Annotated in this window: 18 protein-coding genes; 3 read left to right on the top strand and 15 right to left on the bottom strand. The window is 73.7% G+C overall.

Annotated elements, in window-relative coordinates:
* Positions 1–4: 4 nt before the first annotated feature.
* From AC4MBH_RS09735 to AC4MBH_RS09700, 8 genes are all read right to left on the bottom strand, one after another.
* Complete coding sequence (locus AC4MBH_RS09735) at positions 5–1273, bottom strand: TadA family conjugal transfer-associated ATPase (protein WP_491794654.1); 1269 nt, start codon at positions 1271–1273, stop codon at positions 5–7.
* Between the two features lie 189 nt (positions 1274–1462).
* On the bottom strand, positions 1463–2005 hold the full coding sequence (locus tag AC4MBH_RS09730; protein ID WP_491794653.1) for a cupin domain-containing protein: 543 nt from the start codon (positions 2003–2005) through the stop codon (positions 1463–1465).
* Between the two features lie 30 nt (positions 2006–2035).
* Entirely contained in the window at positions 2036–3640 is a 1605-nt protein-coding gene (locus AC4MBH_RS09725) for a long-chain fatty acid--CoA ligase (RefSeq protein ID WP_491794652.1), read from the bottom strand.
* 11 nt (positions 3641–3651) lie between these two features.
* Positions 3652–4512 carry an SMP-30/gluconolactonase/LRE family protein gene (locus AC4MBH_RS09720; RefSeq protein ID WP_491794651.1) on the bottom strand — a complete coding sequence of 287 codons (861 nt, stop codon included), beginning with the start codon at positions 4510–4512 and terminating at the stop codon, positions 3652–3654.
* Complete coding sequence (locus AC4MBH_RS09715; protein ID WP_491794650.1) at positions 4505–5530, bottom strand: ABC transporter permease; 1026 nt, start codon at positions 5528–5530, stop codon at positions 4505–4507. Before AC4MBH_RS09715 ends, AC4MBH_RS09720 begins: the two co-directional genes overlap by 8 nt.
* Positions 5527–6510 carry an ABC transporter permease gene (locus tag AC4MBH_RS09710; protein WP_491794649.1) on the bottom strand — a complete coding sequence of 328 codons (984 nt, stop codon included), beginning with the start codon at positions 6508–6510 and terminating at the stop codon, positions 5527–5529. Before AC4MBH_RS09710 ends, AC4MBH_RS09715 begins: the two co-directional genes overlap by 4 nt.
* Positions 6507–8063 (bottom strand): sugar ABC transporter ATP-binding protein, encoded by a 1557-nt coding sequence (locus AC4MBH_RS09705; protein WP_491794648.1) that lies wholly within the window; start codon positions 8061–8063, stop codon positions 6507–6509. The genes AC4MBH_RS09710 and AC4MBH_RS09705 overlap by 4 nt, the downstream gene beginning before the upstream one ends.
* Positions 8060–9097 carry a sugar ABC transporter substrate-binding protein gene (locus AC4MBH_RS09700; RefSeq protein WP_491794647.1) on the bottom strand — a complete coding sequence of 346 codons (1038 nt, stop codon included), beginning with the start codon at positions 9095–9097 and terminating at the stop codon, positions 8060–8062. Before AC4MBH_RS09700 ends, AC4MBH_RS09705 begins: the two co-directional genes overlap by 4 nt.
* 133 nt (positions 9098–9230) lie before the next feature.
* Here AC4MBH_RS09700 and AC4MBH_RS09695 point away from each other — a divergent pair, with 133 nt between their 5' ends.
* Entirely contained in the window at positions 9231–11039 is a 1809-nt protein-coding gene (locus AC4MBH_RS09695; RefSeq protein ID WP_491794646.1) for a helix-turn-helix domain-containing protein, read from the top strand.
* A gap of 53 nt (positions 11040–11092) precedes the next feature.
* Here AC4MBH_RS09695 and AC4MBH_RS09690 read toward each other — a convergent pair whose 3' ends face one another.
* Positions 11093–11332 carry a hypothetical protein gene (locus AC4MBH_RS09690; protein ID WP_491794645.1) on the bottom strand — a complete coding sequence of 80 codons (240 nt, stop codon included), beginning with the start codon at positions 11330–11332 and terminating at the stop codon, positions 11093–11095.
* A gap of 130 nt (positions 11333–11462) precedes the next feature.
* The gene (locus tag AC4MBH_RS09685; protein WP_491794644.1) at positions 11463–12230 is read right to left on the bottom strand and encodes a M15 family metallopeptidase; all 768 of its coding nucleotides are present in this window, start codon (positions 12228–12230) and stop codon (positions 11463–11465) included.
* Positions 12231–12386: 156 nt separating this feature from the next.
* On the opposite strand from AC4MBH_RS09685, the gene AC4MBH_RS09680 reads away from it, so the two are divergent.
* Positions 12387–12974: an RNA polymerase sigma factor gene (locus AC4MBH_RS09680; protein ID WP_491794643.1), complete on the top strand. Its 588-nt coding sequence runs from the start codon at positions 12387–12389 to the stop codon at positions 12972–12974.
* On the top strand, positions 12971–13930 hold the full coding sequence (locus AC4MBH_RS09675; RefSeq protein ID WP_491794642.1) for a hypothetical protein: 960 nt from the start codon (positions 12971–12973) through the stop codon (positions 13928–13930). The genes AC4MBH_RS09680 and AC4MBH_RS09675 overlap by 4 nt, the downstream gene beginning before the upstream one ends.
* On the opposite strand, the gene AC4MBH_RS09670 is transcribed toward AC4MBH_RS09675, so the two are convergent.
* The 5 genes from AC4MBH_RS09670 to ligD (AC4MBH_RS09650) form a co-directional block, all read right to left on the bottom strand.
* Positions 13927–15132 (bottom strand): histidine kinase dimerization/phospho-acceptor domain-containing protein, encoded by a 1206-nt coding sequence (locus AC4MBH_RS09670; protein WP_491794641.1) that lies wholly within the window; start codon positions 15130–15132, stop codon positions 13927–13929. The genes AC4MBH_RS09675 and AC4MBH_RS09670 overlap by 4 nt on opposite strands.
* On the bottom strand, positions 15125–15814 hold the full coding sequence (locus tag AC4MBH_RS09665; protein WP_491794640.1) for a response regulator transcription factor: 690 nt from the start codon (positions 15812–15814) through the stop codon (positions 15125–15127). The genes AC4MBH_RS09670 and AC4MBH_RS09665 overlap by 8 nt, the downstream gene beginning before the upstream one ends.
* 251 nt (positions 15815–16065) lie before the next feature.
* Positions 16066–16986, bottom strand: a complete 921-nt coding sequence (gene ligD / locus AC4MBH_RS09660; RefSeq protein WP_491794639.1) for a non-homologous end-joining DNA ligase — start codon at positions 16984–16986, stop codon at positions 16066–16068.
* Positions 16983–17699, bottom strand: a complete 717-nt coding sequence (locus tag AC4MBH_RS09655; RefSeq protein WP_491794638.1) for a L,D-transpeptidase family protein — start codon at positions 17697–17699, stop codon at positions 16983–16985. The genes ligD (AC4MBH_RS09660) and AC4MBH_RS09655 overlap by 4 nt, the downstream gene beginning before the upstream one ends.
* Positions 17696–18640 carry a non-homologous end-joining DNA ligase gene (gene ligD / locus AC4MBH_RS09650; protein ID WP_491794637.1) on the bottom strand — a complete coding sequence of 315 codons (945 nt, stop codon included), beginning with the start codon at positions 18638–18640 and terminating at the stop codon, positions 17696–17698. The genes AC4MBH_RS09655 and ligD (AC4MBH_RS09650) overlap by 4 nt, the downstream gene beginning before the upstream one ends.
* Between the last annotated feature and the right edge of the window lie 98 nt (positions 18641–18738).

Below are 18738 nucleotides of genomic sequence, written 5' to 3'. Positions count from 1 at the left end.
GACGTCACCGGCCCTCGTTGAGCAACGCGTGCACGTCGACACCGACCCGCTCGAACAGCTCGAGCCGCGGCGGCAACCCCTGGGTACGCCGCAGCTCGTGGCCCTGGCGCACGAACAGCGGCTCCACCTCGATGATGTCGTTCTCGACCCGTCCGGGCACCCCGGCGATCTCGTTGACCCGGCGCACCCCCTGGGCGTCGATGCCGAGGTGGACCACCAGGTCGACCGACGCCGCCACCGTCGGCACCACGAACCGCGCCGAGATGTTCTCCCCCGCCAGCAGCGGCAACGTGCACATCTTCACCAGCGCCTCCCGCGCGCTGTTGGCGTGCAGGGTGCACATCCCCGGCAGGCCGGCGTTGAGGGCGAGCAGCAGGTCGAGGCACTCCTCCGACCGGACCTCGCCGACCACGATCCGGCTCGGTCGCATCCGCAGCGCCTCCTTGACCAGGTCGCGCAGCCGGATCTCCCCGGTCCCCTCCAGCCCCGACTGCCGGGTCTGCATCGGCACCCAGTCGGGGTGCGGGAACTGCAGCTCGAAGACCTCCTCCGCGCTCACCACCCGCTCCCCGCCGGGGATGCTGGCGGCCAGGCAGTTGAGCAGCGTGGTCTTGCCGGCCTGGGTGCCGCCGGCGACCAGGACGTTGAGCCCCGCCCGCACGCTGGCCTCGAGGAACGACGCCGCCCGCGGGCTGAGGCTGCCGAGCTCGACCAGGTCGCCGAGCTGCCCCGCGCGCAGCACGAACTTGCGGATGTTGACCGCTGAGAACCCCCGGCTGATGCCCTCCAGGACGACGTGCAGCCGGTGCCCCTCGGGCAGCATCGCGTCGACGAACGGCGCACTCACGTCGAGGCGGCGTCCGCTCGACTTCAGCATCCGCTCCACCAGCTCGGTCACCTGCGCGGTGGTGAGCACCAGGTTGGTCAGCTCGTGCCGCCCGTGCCGCGCCACGAACACCCGGCTCGGGTCGTTGATCCAGATCTCCTCCACCGCCGGGTCGTCCAGGAACGGCTGCAACGGCCCGAACCCCGAGACCCGCGCCACCAGCTCCCCGACCATCGCGGCGACGTCGGCCACCGGCGCCACCACGCCGGTCAGGCTCCGCTCGTCGTGGCTGCGCACCACCGCCTCCGCGATCCGCCGCACCACCCCCGCGTCACGCTGCGGGTCGACACCCTCACGACGCACCAGCTCGCGCACCGACCGGTCCAGGTCGTCGACCAGGGCTGCACTGGTGCCGCCGAGCGCGACGTGGGGGTGCGTCAGGGTCATCGGCGGCCTCCCCTTCCCGAGACGGAGCACGCTGATCACCGGACTCTAAGCACGGTCCCCGGCGTCAGGACAGACCCTCGACGGGATCTGTGGACAACCCGTGACTGGTGGTGCTCGGTGAGGCTCCTGTGCGCTGTCGACGCCGAGATGGCCGACGTCCGGTGGGAGACGACCAGGTCAGCCCGACCGTCACCCGACCCGGACGGCGCCGATCTGCACGTAGCACATCAGCGCGGGCCGGTCGCTGCGGTTGGTCCAGGCGTGCCGGGTGCCGCGCTGGACGACGCAGGTGCCGGGGGTCAGGGTCACCTCGGCCCCGTCGTCGAGCTCGAGGCAGAGCTCGCCCTCCAGGCAGATGGCGTAGTCGACGGTGTCGGTGGTGTGCATGCCGTCGTCGCCGTCCTCGAACGGGTCGAGGAGCCCGGGCAGCGTGTCGGCGACCTCGTCCGCCACGGCCGCTGGATCGGCGGCAGGCCGGGGCTCATCGGTGTGCGGAGCCCAGCGCAGGAAGAGGACGCGGCTCCCACCGACGCCGGGGAAGTAGGGGCGGAGCACCGGGACGGCGTCCTGCTCGCCGACCGTGGCGGTGCCGTCCGGCGTCCCCCACAGCAGGAAGAAGTCGGCACCCGGGAGTGCCTGGACCCGAACGGGGTCGGGGTGGCGGTCCTCGACGAAGACGGCGGTGCCGTCGGCATCGTGGCCGGTGACGACGAGGCGGGGTTCGATGGCCATGGTGATCGGTGCTCTCTGTGGGTCGACGGTTCAGGCGGGGTCGAGGTCGGCGAACTGCTCGCGGAGCGCCTGCTTGGACCACTTGCCGGTGGCGGTCCTCGGGATCTCGCTCACCATCTCGATGCGCTCGGGGATCCACCACGACGCCACCCGGTCGCGCAGGTGCTCGCGGACGTCCTCGGCGGTGAGCGACTCCCCCGGCGCGGGGACCACGCAGGCGACGGGTCGCTCGCCCCAGTGGGCGTCGACGACCCCGATGACGGCCGCCTCCTCGACGCGGGGGTCGGACATCACGGCGTTCTCGAGCTCGACCGACGAGATCCACTCTCCCCCGGACTTCACCAGGTCCTTGGTGCGGTCGACGATCCGCAGGTAGCCCCACGGGTCGATCGTGGCGACGTCGCCCGTCCGCAGCCACCCGTCGTCGGTGAAGGACCCCGCGCCGGGGTCTGCTCCGAAGTAGGCGCGCGCGATCGTGGTGCCGGCCACCTGCAGCTCGCCGGGCGTCCGCCCGTCGCGCGGCTGCTCGACGCCGTCGTCGGACACCACCCGGATCTCGGTCAGGGGGACGGCCGGACCGGGGGTGCCCAGCAGCAGCCGGCGTGCGTCGTGGTCGAGGTCGCGGTGGTGGGTCGCCAGGCGGGACGTCGTCACGACGGGGCTCGTCTCGGTCATGCCCCACGCGTTGGTCAGCGGGATCCCCACGGCCGACTCGTAGGCCTTGGACAAGGCGTCGTCGACCGCGCCACCGCCGCTCACGAGGCACCGCAGCGACGTCAGGTCGTGACTCCCCAGGAACGGGATCATGCCGCGCCACACGGTCGCGACGGCGGCGCTGAACGTGACGTGGTGGCGGGCCAGGAGGGCGGTCAGCTGCTCCGCCGACGTGGCGGGTCCCGGGAGGACCAGGTCGGCCCCGCACTGCATCGCGGCGTACGGCAGACCCCAGGCGTTGACGTGGAACATCGGCACGATCGGCGCCACGACGTCCCTCTCGCTCAGGGCGAAGACGTCGGCGCCGAGCAGCAGCAGGCTGTGCAGGACCACCGAGCGGTGGCTGTAGAGGACGCCCTTCGGGTTGCCGGTGGTGCCGGAGGTGTAGCAGAGCGCGGCGGCCGCGTCCTCGTCGTCGACAACGGTCGCGATCGGGTCCGACGGCTGCGCGCCGACCAGCTGCTCGTAGTCGAGGATCCGGGGGTCGTCCGGGAGCGGCGCGTCGCCGCCGTCGTCCATGACGACCACGTGCCGCACGGTCGCGAACGAGCCGATGAGCGGCCACACCACGGGCATGATGGTCCGGTCGACGAACAGGACGTCGTCGGCCGCGTCGTTGACGATGAAGGTGACCTGGTCGCCGTGCAGGCGGTGGTTGACGGTGTGGAGCACGCGACCCGAGCACGGCACGGCGAGGTACAGCTCGACGTGGCGCTGGCTGTTCCAGGCGAACGTCCCCACGCACGCACCGGGCGGTACGCCGAGGGCGTCGAGCGCCCGCGCCAGCTGCCGGACCCGCGGACCGATCTCCCGCCAGGTGGCCACGGCGTCGGCGGTCCCGCCGGTGACGACCCGCTTGTGCCCGAACGCCCCCTCGGCCCGCGAGAGCAGGCCCGGGATGGTGAGGGGGCGGTCCTGCATCAGCCCGCGTCTCACGGTCCCGCCACCTCCGGCGGGCCGGGTACGTCGACCTCGACGGCCTCGACCCGACCCTGCCGCGTCGTGGTCTCTGACGGCTGCCAGCTGTTGGACGTGAGCAGGAAGAGCGTGCGTCCCTCGGGTCCGCCCAGCACGCAGTCGGTGGCGCAGCGGCTCCCCACGTCGATGGTCCGGGTGACGCGGCCGCCCTCCTCCACCCGCAGGAACCGTGACGTGACGATCGAGGAGACCCAGACCCCGCCGGCGGCGTCCACGCAGATCCCGTCGGGCGTCGACCCGGCGGGCAGCTCGGCCCAGACCCGCTTGCCCATCAGACCGCCGCGCTCGTCGACGTCGAACGCCGTCAGCCTGGCCGCCCACGTCTCGGCTACCACCAGGGTCGTGGTGCCGGGCAGGACGACGGCACCGTTGGGGAACACCATGTCGTCCTCGACCAGCGTCGGGGTGCCGTCGGGGTCGATCGCGAAGATCGGGCCCGGGCGCTGCGCGGCGTCCGCGTAGAGGTCGTAGCCGAAGCCGCCGAGGAACGTGCGGCCCTCGGGCGTGGTGACCAGGTCGTTGATCGGGGCGTCGGTGAGCGCCGAGACGTCGGCGAAGTCGGTCAGCCCGCCGTCGGGACCGAGCCGCCGGACCACGCGGTCCAGCATGCAGCTGATCAGCAGCGAGCCGTCCGGCAGCCACCCCAGGCCGGAGGGCTGGTCGTCGACGACGACCACCTCCTCCATCGTCCTGGCTGCAGGATCGGCCCGGAAGACCTGGCCGGTGTGCATGTCGGAGAACCACAGCCGGCCGCGGCGCCAGCGCGCCCCCTCGGGGAAGCGCAGGTCGGAGAAGATCAGGGACGGGTCAGGCACGTGCGGTCTCCTGGGTGTGGTCGCTCGAGCGAGCGTGGGGGGTGGCGGAACGCCGTCCGGTCCGGCGCCGGAGGACGGCGTCGTGCAGGTCGGGCGCGTCGATGACGACGATGACGCCGAGCAGGCCGGCGTAGAACAGCTGGGTGACGTAGCCCGGCAGCGCGGCCACGGTCACGATGCCCGCCAGGAGCGCGACCGCCAGCACCCCCGCCAGCAGGCCGAGCACGGTGCCCCGGCCGCCCGCGAGGGAGACGCCGCCGAGCAGCGCCGCCGCGGCGGCGAGGATGAGCGGCTGGACGCCCGGGTCGGGGTTGGCCGACCCCAGGCTGAAGGCCAGGAGCGAGCCCCCCAGCGCGGAGAGCACGCCGGAGGCGACGAAGGTCCCCACGACCAGCCGGTCCACCCGCACCCCGGCCACCCTGCTGGCGCGCCGGTCGCCCCCGATGGCCCGCAGCTCGCGGCCCCAGCGGGTGCACGCCAGCAGGACGGCGGCGAGCACGAACAGCGCGAGCGTCACCAGGCTGCGCGGCGAGAAGTAGGTCAGCACGACCTGGTCGACCCACAGGGTGACCTCGATGTTCGAGTACGACTTGGTGAGTCCACCGGACAGCGCGCTCGTCAGCCCCAGCAGGGCGATGTACGTCGCCAGGGTGACCGGCATCGACGGCAGTCTCAGGCCCGCGATGAGTCCTCCCTGGGCCAGTCCGATCGCCGCGCCGGCGCCCACCGCGGCGAGCACACCGTAGAGGTAGCCGTCCTGGCCGGCCTGGACGGTGAGCATGCCGCCGAGGGCGTAGGTGCCCACCACGGAGAGGTCGAACTCCCCGGCGATCATCGTCAGACCGAGCGCGAGGGCGAGCAGCCCGTAGCGCGCGAAGATCTGGGACGTGTTGTAGACGTCGAACGGCGTCAGGGCAGATCCGGTGTGGACCGGCAGGAGTGCGAACGCGACGAGGGTGAGGGCCAGGGCGGTGACCGGCAGCAGGACCTCGGGTCGGCTGAGCGGTGGCATCCTCATGCGTGCTTCCCCCTCGAGCGCAGGTGCACGAGGACGACGACGCCCAGCACGATGAGTCCCTTGACCAGGACCTGGACGCCGGTGGAGTAGCCGCGCAGCAGCAGGATGTCGGAGACGGTCGCGATCAGGACCGCCCCGGCGAGCGTGCGCACGGCCGACCCACGCCCACCCGAGATCGGGGTGCCCCCGGCGAGGACGGCGGCGATGGCGTCAAAGGTGAGGGTGCCGCCGAGGTTGACGTTGGCCGAGGTGTTGAAGGCGGCGGTGAACGCGGCCGTCACCGCGAACAGCGCCCCGGCGCCGAACCACGCGAGGGACGTCGTCCGCCCCACGGGGAGCCCGGCTGCCCGGGCCGCCGGACGGTTCTCGCCCACGAGGTACAACGTCCGGCCGAAGGCGGTGCTCCGCAGGGTCCACTCGAGGGCGAGGACGAGGAGCAGCAGCACGTAGACGCTGAGTGCGATGCCACCGGGTGTCGCGTTCAGCAGGTCGTAGCCGGTGCCCGAGGGAGACACGGTGGTGCCGCCACCGATGCCCGTCGCCAGTCCGGCGATCGCGAAGCTGGCCGCGATCGTCAGGACCACGGGGTTGGCGGCGGCGTAGCCGACGACGGCCCCCTGGATGCCGGTGATCACCGCGCCACCGACGATCGCGACGACCAGCGCGGTGACCAGACCCAGCGACTGCGTGGCCAGGAAGATCATGCCGACCGCGGCCACGGTCTGGGAGATCGCGAGCGAGACGGCCGACCCGCCGATCATGATCAGCGTCAGCCCCAGCGCGGCGATCCCCACCAGGCTGGCGGAGGTGACGATCGCCTTGGCGTTGGCCACCGACACGAAGCGGTCGGTGGAGAGCCCGACGAGCACCACCGCCAGCACGGCGACGACCACGACGAGGTCGACGGCGATCGTCGAGGCGGAGCGCCGGCGACCGGGGACGGCGGCCGCCGGGCGAGGCGGTGCGGACAGGGCGTTCATGCGTGCTGCTCCTGCCGCGCGCCGTGGGTGATCTCGCGCAGCAGGACCGCGCCGTCCGCGTCGCCGTCGTGGCGGCGTACCACCGCACCCTTGTGCATGGTGACGACGACGTCGGCGAGGTCGGTCAGCTCCTCGAGCTCGGTGGAGCTGAACAGCACCGCCACGCCCCGGTCGGCGGCGTCACGGAGCAGGGCGTGGATGGCGGCGCGACCGCCGACGTCGACGCCTCGCGTGGGCTCGTCGAGCAGGATCACCCGGACGTCGTCACGACCCAGGCACCGGCCCACGAAGACCTTCTGCTGGTTGCCGCCGCTCAACGACCCGACGGTGTGACCGGACCTGCGGGGGTCCAGGCCGCACAGGTCGACGAGCACGTCGCGCGTCGCCGACCACCGTCGGCGGTCCAGGACGCCGAGACGCGTCACGGAGGGGAGGCGGGTGGCCAGCAGGTTCCAGCTGACCGGCTTGTCCAGGAAGAGGCCCTCGGACTTGCGGTCGTTGGACACGAACGCGATGCCCGCGGCCGCGGCGGCGGCCGGGTGACCAGCACGGACGGCGACGCCGTCGACCTCGACGCGGGCCGTGCCGGCGGGGACGAGACCCGCGAGTGCCCGCAGCACGTCCGAGGCGCCGGACCCGAGCTGGCCGGCCACCGCGTGCACCCGACCCGCTCGGAGGTCGAGGCTGAAGTCGTGGACCCGGCCGGGCACGGACAGCCCGTCGACGGACAGGACCACCCGGCCGGCCTCGCCGATCCGGTCGACCGGGCCGACCCCGGCGGTCCGTGCTTCGAGCCGCCGGGGCGCCTCGCCGAGCATCTGGTGGATGAGGGTGTCGATGGTCAGCGCCCGGGCGGGCGTCGTGGCGACGACGTCGCCGTCCCGCATCACGGTCACCCGGTCGCAGAGGTCGAGCACCTCGCCCAGGCGGTGCGAGACGAACAGCACGGCGCAGCCGGTCGCCGCCACCTGCCGCACCGCGGCGTACACGTGGTCGCTCTCGACGTCGCTGAGCGTCGCCGTCGGCTCGTCCAGGATCACGAGGCGGGCGTCCTGCCCGAGTGCTCGCGCCACCTCGACCAGCTGGCGCTCGCCGATGCCGAGGGTGGACAACGGCTGGCCGAGCCGTACGTGGGTGAGGCCGACGCTGTCGAGCAGGGCACGGAACCGCGAGGCCGAGCTACGCCGCCGGTTGAGCCAGCGGGTCTGCTGGTCGCCGAGCATCAGGTTCTCGGCGACGCTCAGAGCAGGGACGACGCTGAGCTCCTGGTCGACCAGCGCGATGCCGGCCCGCTGGGCGACCTGCCGGCTGCGCAGGTCGACCGCCCGGCCGTCGAGGTGGATGGCGCCGTCGTCGGGTGTCTCCTGCCCGGACAGCATCTTCACGACGGTGCTCTTGCCGGCCCCGTTGTGGCCGCAGAGCGCGTGGATCTCGCCCGCGGCGATCTCGAAGGTCACCCCGCGCACGGCCCGGGTGCTGCCGAAGCTCTTGACGAGGTCGTCGACGCGGACCGCCGCGCCGCCGGGCAGCGCGGCCGAGGGCGGAGGCTTCACGCGTTGCTGCACTGGTCGGCGAACTGGTCGACGTTCTCGGCGGTGACCCGCTCCTCCGCGACGACCTCCGTCTGCGGCGGGTTCTCCCCGTCGAAGTAGCGCCCGACGTAGTCGGCGGTCTGCTCGGCGATGGTGCCGGGGTCCTCGGTGGCGGTCCCGTAGAGGGTCCCGGCCTTGATGGCGTCGATGCCGGCCTTGAAGCAGTTGCTGCCGGTGACGACGAGGCCGTCCTTGCCGCCCACCGCGCACCCGGCCTGCTCGGCGGAGGCGATGATGGGCAGGGCCTGGTAGTCGGCCATGCCGTAGGCACCCTGGATGCCGTCGCAGCCGTACTTGGCGAACAGCTGGGTCGCGATCCTGCCGGAGAGGGCCGGGTCCCAGTTGCCGTCCTGGACGTCGACGAGCTCGTACTCCGGGGTCTTGGCCAGCTCGGCCTCGAACCCAGCCATCCGGTCCTGGGAGGCGAAGCCGGACGCGGTGCCCGTGATCGCGATGATCCTGCCGGAGTCCTTGCCCTGCGCCTGCATGCCCTCGACGAGGTTCTGGGCGGCGGCCACCCCGAGTGCCTCGTTGTCGGAGAGGACCTGCATGACGTCGCCGTCGACGGACGGGTCGGGGCGCCCGTCGAAGACGAGGACGGGGACGCCCGCCTGCTTGGCCTTGGAGATCGGCACCACCATCGAGGAGGTGTCCAGCAGCGCGGCCACGATCAGGTCGGGCTGGTTGGAGACGGCCTGGTTGAAGTTGGTCACGGCCGTGCCGGGGTCCATCGTCGTCAGGTCGACGACCTCGGCCCCGGCACTCTCGAGCCGCTCGATGAACACCTTGTTGAAGTGGGCACCCCAGGGGTTGTCGTTGCCGTAGCCCACGAAGTTGATCGTCTTGCCGTCCACCCCGTCGCCGGTCGAGGCGCCGGGACCGTCCGTGTCTCCGCCGCAGGCGGCCGTGCCGAGGACGAGGGCGAGCCCCAGCGCGGTCACGGCGACGCGCGAGGCCTTCGAGGCGCGGACGGGCGAGAGGCGGGACGTCAACATGTGGGCTCCTGGAGTCGAGCGCTTCCTGTGGCCTGCGCCACAGTGCGGCTGGCCGGAACTCTAGGTCGCCACCGGCCCTCACATGAGGGATGATTCCTCCCCTGTTGGACCGTCCCTGGTGTAGACATCGTCCATGCCCGAGCCTGGACCGGAGTCCGCGGGGACCGAGCCGTCCCACCGCACCGCCCGTCAGGACCTCGGCGCCTACCGCATCCGTCGCGAGCGCGAGCTCAGCTCGCTCTACGCGACGGCGCGCTCCCTCACGGCACTGGGTGAGCTCGACACCGTGCTCGACGCCATCGTGCGCCAGGCGCACGAGCTGGTGGGCACCGACTTCACCTACCTATCCCTGCTCGGACCCGACGGCGAGCTGTCGCTCAAGGCCTCGCAGGGCACGATCTCCTCGACCTTCAAGGCGGCCCGGGTGCCGTCCGGCACCGGTGTCGGCGGCCGGGTCATCGCCACCGGTGCCGCCGCCTGGGTCAGCAACTACCTCGAGACCCGCGACGTGCCGCACGACCGGACCTTCGACGACCTCGTGCTGCCCGAGGGCATGGTGGCCCTGCTGGGGGTGCCGCTGCTGGTGGGCGACGAGGTGATCGGCGTGCTGTTCGCCGCCGACCGCACCGAACGGCCCTTCGAGCACGACGAGGTGGCGCTCCTCAGCGCGTTCGCCGACCACGCGGCCATCGCGCTCAACAACGCCCGTCTCTACGACGAGAGCCGCTCCGCCCTCCGGCGGCTGCAGGAGGCGTACTCGACCATCGAGCACCAGGTCGCGGCGATGGAGCGGGCCCAGTCGGTGCACGAGGCGCTCACCGGTGTCGTGCTCACGGGAGGCGGTGCGCACGAGATCGCGCAGCTGCTGGTCGAGCACCTCCACGGCGCGGTGACCGTGTTCGACCGGACCGGCGCGATGACGGCCACCCGCGTCCACGACGACGCGGCGGGGCAACCCGTCCGGCGCCCGTCACCGGACGCCGTCGAGCAGGCCCGCCAGTCGGGACGGTGGGCGACGACCACGGACAGCTCGGGCCTGTGGCACAGCGCAGCCACCATCCAGGCCGGCGACACGCACCTCGGTGCCCTCCTGCTCACGCGCTCGCACGAGCCGTCGGCGGTCGACATCCGCACGCTGGAGCGGGCCGCCCAGATCATGGGCCTGCTCGTCCTCAAGGAGACGGCCGTGGCCGAGGCCGAGGAGCGCGTGCGCGGCGAGCTGCTCACCGAGCTGCTGGTCTCCGCCCCGCCCGTCGGGGCCGGTCAGCGGACCCGGGCCCAGGCGCGCGGGATCGACATCGACCGGTTGGACGCCCTGGTCGTCGCCGAGTCCGCCACCAGGACGTCGCCCGAGGTCGGCAGGAGGTTGCACGCCCTCTCGACCGAGCTGGGCGGCCTCGCCGGCGAGCACCTGGGCCGGGCCACGCTGCTGGTGCCTGCGCCGGACCTGGGCGGGATGGCCCAGACGGTGCACGCCCGGCTGCGCCGTGACCTCGCGACGCCGGTGCGCGTGGTCGCGGAGCGGGTCTCGACGGACGACTGGGGCCGGGCGTACGACCTCGCGAGCCGGTGCTGCGGGTTGATGGAGGCCCTGGGTGTCACCGACCACGGGACCACGACCGACCAGTACGCGATGTACGCCCTGCTCTTCGACCCGGACCGACGCCAGGACCTGCACCGCTTCCTCCACGACACGATCGGACCGCTCCTCGCCCATGACGAGCGGCGCGCGACGCGGCTGGTGGCCACCCTGACGGCGTACTTCCACCACGCCGGGAACCTGACCCGGACGGCGCAGGCGCTCCACATCCACATGAACACCCTCCTCAAGCGGCTCGATCGGGTGGAAGCGGTGCTGGGCGAGGGCTGGCGGGCGCCGAGCAGCGCACTCCAGCTGCAGGTGGCGCTGCGGCTGCACGCCCTGCGCGCCGAGACCGGGTGACGGCCCGACGTCGTACGACCTGGCGCTCGGTGGCGACCAGCACGGATGTCCGGTCAGGACCCGCGACGCCGCCCGTCCCAGCGGCGTGAGCCCACCACGACCAGGCACAGCGCGATGGCGACGCCGAGGGCGACGAGCCCGGCGACCAGATCCACGGCGAGGAGCACGACCAGCACCAGGCCGACCACCGGGGCGAGCGCCAGGACCGGCCCCACCGTCGAGACGAACGACCGCGCCCCGGCGGCGTCGAGGTCGGCGAGGCCGACCGGTCGTTCCTCGTGCTGGTCACCCATGAGCCCAGGGTCGGGCCCGCACGGGTGCTGCGGCTGAACTGCGGGCGAACGCTGGGGTCGCGATCGCCGGCCCGGACCCGGCGTCCCCAGCCGTGCACCCCCCGCGCAGACCGACTCCGCGACCGCGAGGTCAGCGGCGGTAGCCACCGCCCGGCAGCCCGAACACCTCCTCGAGCGCGCGGCCGGTGCGGGCCAGCTCGGCGGCGAGCGGACGGCCGACGTAGCGCACGTGCCACGGCTCGGGGCGGTAGCCGGTGACCTCGGTGGTCGCCGCGGTGTAGCGGACCACGAAACCGAAGCGGGTGGCGTGGCGGGCGAGCCAGCGGCCCTCGGGGGTCGCGGCGAAGCAGGCGTCGAAGCTGCACCCCGGGTCGGTCAGGCTGCCGAGGTCGACGGCCAGGCCGGTCTGGTGCTCGCTGTGGCCGGGGCGCGCCGAGATCTCCTCGGCGGCGCGCGGGCCGACCCGGGCGACGGTGGCCTCGTGGACGCCGTGCTGGTAGTCGTGGGAGCGGAAGGCGCTGGTGATCTTCATCGGTACGCCGGCCGCCCGGGCGGCGTCGAGCAACCGCTGCAGCGGCGCGGCCGCGAGCGGGTGCACCTGGTAGCCCTCGACGATCGCCATCGGGTCGGGACGGTGGTCGAGCGGCGCGATCGGCAGCTTCTTGTTCACCACCACCCACGGGCTGTCGGGGTCGGTGGTGGAGTGCGCGGTGAGGTCGGGCCCGCGCGGGGGCGCCGGCCGCGCCACCCGGCCGGCCTCCGGCGCCGCCGGGGCGTACGTCGTCACGGCCGGCTCGGCGCGGCGCGGCGGGTCGGCGTCCGGCGCCGCGGCCCCGGTGCCCGGGTCGGCACAGCCGGCGCTGCCGGCCACCACCACGACCCCCACGACCACAGCCACGCGTGCCCTCATCCACCGCTCCCCTCCCGGGCCCGGCTGTCCCGGGCGTCGAGAGCGGAGTGTCCGCAGCGGACGCCGGGTCACCGCGTCGTGGTGTGACCCACCTCGCGTGCGCCAGCCTGTGATGGTCGGGCGGTGCCGGACACTTCACCTTCCATGTGGTCCGCAGAGCAGGAAGGAGCAGCGACGCTCGTGAAGGCGCCCCTGCCCCACCCCGGGGAGCCACCCGACGCGGGCGAGCTGTTCGAGCAGCACGCGCGGATGGTCTACCGCTACGCGCGCGCCCGGCTCGACCAGCAGGACGCCGAGGACGTCGTCTCCGAGGTGTTCGTGGTGGCCGCCCGGCGCGGCGTCCCGACCGACCACGACCCGGCCGCGTGGCTGCTCGCCGTGGCTCGCAACGTCGTGGCCAACCAGGTCCGCACCCTGCGGCGCCGCCGCGCGCTGACCTCCCGGGCCCAGTTGCACGCGCACCCCACCGAGCCCGACCACGCGCCCTGGCTGGTGCGGCTCGAGGCGCTGCGGGCCGCGATCGCCACCCTGTCGGCCCGCGACCAGGAGGTCGTGGCGATGCTGGCGGCCGCCCCGCTGACCCACGAGCAGCTCGGTGTGGCGCTGGGCTGCTCGACCCGGTCGGCCACCGTCCGTGTCCACCGCGCCCGCACCCGCCTGCGCGCGGCCCTCGCCGCGACCGACCCCGACCCGACCCACCCGTCCTCCCCCTCCGAACGGACGCGCCCATGACCGACCCCCTCGACCACGCCCGCGACACGATCCGGTCCGTCGACCACGAGCCGCACTGGGGCGACCTGCGCCGCGAGACGCTCGACCGGGTCGCCAGCGAGCGGGCCCGGGACGACGTCCGCCACGGCAGCCGGTCACCCCGCGGCGCGGCACTGCTGGCGGCGGCCGCCGTGGCCGCTGTCGTCGTCGGGGCGATCACCGTCGGCGGTCTCGTCGACCGGCACGCCCGACCCGACGAGAGCGCGGCACCGACCGCTCCCCCGCTCGACCGGCTCACGGCCGACGAGGTCCAGCAGCAGGTGCGCGCCGCCGTGCTCGACGACGCGGAGCCCCTGGCGGCGTGGACGACGGTCGAGACGACCGCGGGCCGGACCGCGTCGGTGGCGCTGGCGCCCGCGACGGGGGCGCTCGTGGTCACGACCGGCCGCTACACCTACGTGCGCCACCCCGCGCAGTCCGGCCGGGTGCAGCAGCTCATCCTGCTCGACCACGAGCTCGACGTGAGTCTCGTCGGCACGTCGGGCGCCGGCGAGCGCGAGCTGCTGGGCACCCTCCCCCTCGACCTCGCCATGCTGGTGCAGGCCGACCTGCTCGGCCCGCTGCTCGACCCCCGCGGGCGCACCGTCACCGCCCGCACCACGTCCCGCGACGGCCTCACCCTCGCCGTGACCGACGATCCCGCCCGTGACCCCGCCACCGACCCCGCCACCGACCACACCGCCACGACGCCGCCGGCACCGTACGGGCCGAAGCCGCCGCGGCGCGCCGACTACGTGATCGACGTCGAGGAGCGCCTCCCCGTCGAGGTCCGCACCTGGACGACGCCCGGTGGGGCCCGCGCCGGCCTGCACGCCGTGCTGCGGTGGGCGCCCGCGAGCGAGCTGCGCCTGCCCGAGCGGCCGGCCGGCTACCAGCTGGTCGACCCGGGGAGCGACGACGAGGGCCGGTCGCGCTAGCGCCGCGGCAGGTGGAGCCGCAGCACGTCGGCGTCGACCGGCTCCTCCAGGCGTCCGCCGATGGCGTCGAGCACGAGGTGGATCCGGTCGGGCACCGGGTGCTCGGGCGCGCCGCGGGTGCCGTCGTCCCACAGGCAGATCACGTCGACGCGCAGCCGGCTCTCGGCGCCCTCGAAGACCAGCCGCACCGACCCGGACTCGTGCCGCACGACGTCGTCGAAGACCATGTCGAGCACCTGCTCGACCGGACCGGGGGTGAAGAGCAGCTCGAGGTCGCCCTCGACGGCGGAGGTGAGCCGGCGGTCGCCGGCGTCGAGCCGCCGGGCCCACCGCTGGGACACCTGGTCGGCCAGGTCGCGCAGCGGTACGGCGGCGCCCGCGACGAGCACGCCGCGCCCGCCGAGCTCGACCAGGTCGGTGGCCACCTCGTTGAGCTGGGCGACGGCCTTGAGGCAGTGCTCGGCGTCGTCGCGCGCCTCGTGGGAGAGGCAGGGGTCGGTGACCAGCTCCTCGAGGCGGAACCGCAGACTGGTCAGCGGTGTGCGGATCACGTGGCTGGCGTGCTGGACGAACTCGCGCTCGCGCTCGATCCGTTCGGTGAGCTGGGTGGCGCTCAGCTCGAGCGCCGAGGCGATCGCCTGCGCCTCGGGCACGCCACCGCGGGGCAGGTCGAGGTCGAACCGTCCGCGTCCCAGGGCGGCCGCGGCCACGGCGAGCTGGCGGAACGGGCCCGACAGGCTGCGCGCGAAGAGGTAGCCGGCGACCCCGGCCGCCAGGCCGAGCAGCGCGAAGAGCGCCACGATCTCGCCCCACTCCGAGCCCCAGACACCCTCGAGCGCCTCGTTGTGGTGCCGGCTGACGGTCAGCCGTCCGCCGCCCGCGACGTCCGCGTCGCCGCTGACGGTCTCGTCCTCGTCGGTCGGGAAGCGGTCACCGGTCGCCACCAGGTCCTCGGCGCCCGGCAGCGCGTAGACGAGCCGGGCCTCCACGTCGACGAGCTCCTCCAGCGCCGCCCGGCTGACCGGCTCGCCCCGGTCCGCCCGTTCGCCGAGCAGCCGCGCCAGCCCGTCGGCGTAGGCGGTGGCGTCGGCGCGCTCGTGGGCCCGGACCTCCTGGTCGCCGGCGTAGGACCGCACCACCCCGGCGCCCACCAGCACGACCAGCGTGATCAGGACGAACGCGGCGGTCAGGCGCTTACGCATCGCGGGCGGGGGCCTCCAGCCGGAACCCCACGCCCCGCACGGCCACGACCCGCTCGGTCACCCCGACGCTCTCGAGCTTCTGGCGCAGCCGCCCGATCGTGACGTCGAGGGTCTTCGTCGAGCCGTACCAGTTCTCGTCCCACACGTCGGCCATCAGCCGGCCGCGGCTGACGACCTTGTCCTTGTTGGCGGCCAGGATCGACAGCACGTCGAACTCCTTGCCGGTCAGTGCCACCTCGGTGTCGCGGGCGTAGACCCGCCGCGCGTCGACGTCGATGCGCAGGGCGTCGTCGGGCTGGTCGCTGCCGCTGCCGGCGCCCGTACGCCGCAGCAGCGCCCGCACCCGGGCCTGCAGCTCGGCGAGGCCGAACGGCTTGGCGAGGTAGTCGTCGGCGCCGTAGTCGAGGCCGACCACACGGTCGAGCTCGCCGGCGCGGGCGGTCACGATCATGATCGCGCCCTCGTAGCCGGCCGCCCGGGCCTGCTTGCAGACGTCGAGGCCGTCCATGTCGGGCAGGCCCAGGTCGAGGATGACGACCTCGGTGGTGCCCCCGCCCAGCAGGTCGAGGGCCTCCTGGCCGTTGACGACCCAGTCGACGTCGTAGCCCTCGCGCTCCAGCGTCCGGACGAGGGGGAACGCGATGTCCTCCTCGTCCTCGACGACGAGCACTCTGTGGCCCATGTCATGGAGCATAGGGGTTGGACCAGGGGTCCCACGGACTCCTGGCAGAATCAGACACCACGGCCTCGAACCCGATCCTGCTCCATCCGCTCCCAGGGAGCAAGCAGAGCTCGGGCGGGGCCGCACTCCCCCCAGACGTGCGGCCCGCGGACCCGAGCTCACTTCCAACGTACGGCCTGGACGCCCACGCGCAGTTCACACGACGACCACCATTTGGTAACAGGCCGTCAACTCGGCACTCGTCGGCGTGCTCAGGCGAACAGGTCGCCCCGCTCCTCCACCCGCTCCAGGACGGTCTCGAAGCGCAGCTGCTCGAGCCCGAACGGGTCCTCGGCGCCCTCCTCCACCTCGGCCCAGGACACCGGCGCCGCGACGTACGGGCGCTCCTTGCCGCGCAGCGAGTACGGCGCCACGGTGGTCTTGAACCCGGCGTTCTGCGACCAGTCGATGAAGACCTTGCCGCCGCGCTTGTTCTTCGCCATCACCGAGGTGACCTGGTTCGGGTGGGCGGCCTGGAGCTCGGTGGCCATCTGCTTGGCCAGGTCGGAGGCCTCCTCGGAGGGCAGCCGCTGCGGCAGGTCGGCGTAGAGGTGCAGGCCCTTGCTGCCGCTGAGCACCGGCTTGGCGGTCAGGCCGGCGGCGCCCAGGGCGTCGCGGGCGAGGAGGGCCACCTGACAGCACTCGTGCAGGCCGGCCGGCTCGCCCGGGTCGAGGTCGACGACGATCCGGTCGGCGTTGCGAGGCCGGCCGTTGCGTCCGACCCGCCACTGGTGCACGTGCAGCTCGATCGCGGCGAGGTTGGCCAGCCAGGTCAAGGTGGCGAGGTCGTCGATGAGCGGGAAGGTGATGGTGTCGTTCTGCACGTCGCCGTAGCGCCCCGCCCGGCGGCCGCTGGTCGGCACGGTCACGGTGCGCACCCACGACGGGGTGCCGGGCGGCGTGTTCTTCTCGAAGAAGCTGAGGTCCTGGACGCCGTGCGGCCACCGGATCCGGGTGACGGCCCGGTCGGCGACGTGCGGGAGCAGGACGGGCGAGATGCGCGCGTAGTAGTCGAGCACCTCCCCCTTGGTGGTGCCGGTCTGCGGGTAGAGCACCTTGGTCAGGTTCTTGATCGTCAGGCGGTGGCCGTCTACCTCGACGTGGACCTCCTCGTCCTGGTGCTTCGGGCTCATCGGCCGACCGCCACCACGGGTCGCTTCGCGGGGTCGAGGCGCACCACCAGCATCCGCAGGAACCGCCGCGGCGCGCTCACGCAGCCGGCCGTCGCGCCGGACCCGTTGACGTGGACGAAGATGCCCGCGCCCCGGTGGCGCACCTGCTCGTCGTTGTAGTCGGTCACGACCACGTGCTCGTACTGCGACCCGTAGTCGGTCAGCCGCTCGGAGGTGCGCGGGCGGAAGCCGCCCTGCCGGACGTTGCGGTAGCGGTTGTAGTGGGGCGAGGCGTTGTCCTGGACCCAGTAGTCCCCGCGGCGGACCTGCCGGTGGGGCAGGGTCCAGGCCGGCCGGCGCGGGTGGGTGCCGAACGTCGAGGTGAGGCCGTGGGTGCCGAGCGGGGTGGTGCCGGTGCCCTGCCGGCGGAGGTCGCCGCGCACCAGCCCGCCGTAGCCGATGCGACCGTCGGTGGTGGCGCGCACCTCCCGCCACCCCCGCTCGCCGAGCACGTGCAGTGCCACCCGCGCGTCGTGTCCGCGGCGGTGGTTGACCGTGACGACCTGCTCGGTGCCGGGCCGCAGGCGCACCCGGACGCCGTCGAGGACGACCACCCGCGCCGCCCCGGCTGCCGGGCGCCCTCCATCTGCGGTGGGTGCGGCGGGTGCGGGGGCGGCCGGGACCGCGGTCAGGAGGGCGGCCACGAGGGCGCCGGTGGCGAACGTCGTCCTCACAGGTCCTCCGGGGTCAGGTCGGTGCGCAGGCCACGGTAGGACGGCTGGCGCAGCCGCTGGTAGCCCCGTCCGTGCGAGTCGACGTCGACGACCAGCACCGGGTCGAGCCAGGACGTGCCCCGGGCGTCGATGCGCGGCACCTCGTCGTCGAACGGGCTGTCGGCCCGGGCCAGCCCGCTGACGGCCTCGGTGAGCAGGCGGCTCTGCTTGGCGGCGATCCCGCTGCCGACGCGGCCCCGGAACATCAGTCCGTCGGCGGTGGGCTCGCCGACCAGCAGCGACGCGAGGCGGTCGGTGGTGCCGTCCTGCGGGCGCCACCCGCCCACGACGTACGACGTGCGGAAGCGGTGGGCGAACTTCAGCCAGTGCGGGCTGCGCTCCCCCGGCCGGTACGGCGACGACAGCCGCTTGCTGACCACGCCCTCCAGCCCCTGCTCGCGGGTCGCGGTGTGCAGCATCGTCCCGTCGTCGTACGCCGCCGGCACCTGCCACGGGGAACCCTCCAGCACCTCGGCGAGCCGGGCCCGCCGCGTGGCGAGCGGCTCGCTCGTGAGGTCGTCGCCGTCGAGGCGGAGCAGGTCGAAGACCATGAAGGTGACCGGGACGGTGGTGACCAGGCGCTGCACCGACGACGCGCGGCGCACGTGCATCCGCTCCTGCAGGGTGCGGAAGTCGGGCACCCCCTGGTCGTTGAGGGCGATCACCTCGCCGTCGACCAGCAGGTCGCGGCGGCGCAGCCCGCGCAGCTCGCGCAGCCCCTCGGCGACGTCGGGCCAGGCACCGGTCACGTCGTTGTCGTTGCGGCTGGTCAGCCGGTAGCGGCCGCGGTCGCCGTAGCCGGCGGAGTCGGCGAGGATCCGCATCCCGTCCCACTTCACCTCGTGCGCCCACTCCTCGCCGGCCGGCACGTGGTCGCCGGGGGTGGCGAGCATGGGACGCATGGGGACATCCTGCCGGGTCGGACCCGGACCCCTGCGGGCGATGACTTCCGGGCGTCCCACCCGTCACACTGGGGGCCAAGCGAACGAAAGGCTTCCCC

The sequence above is a fragment of the Nocardioides sp. WJ219 genome (genome assembly GCF_058559815.1).
Note: the sequence above shows the minus strand (reverse complement) of the source record. Positions and strands in the feature narration are given on the sequence as shown.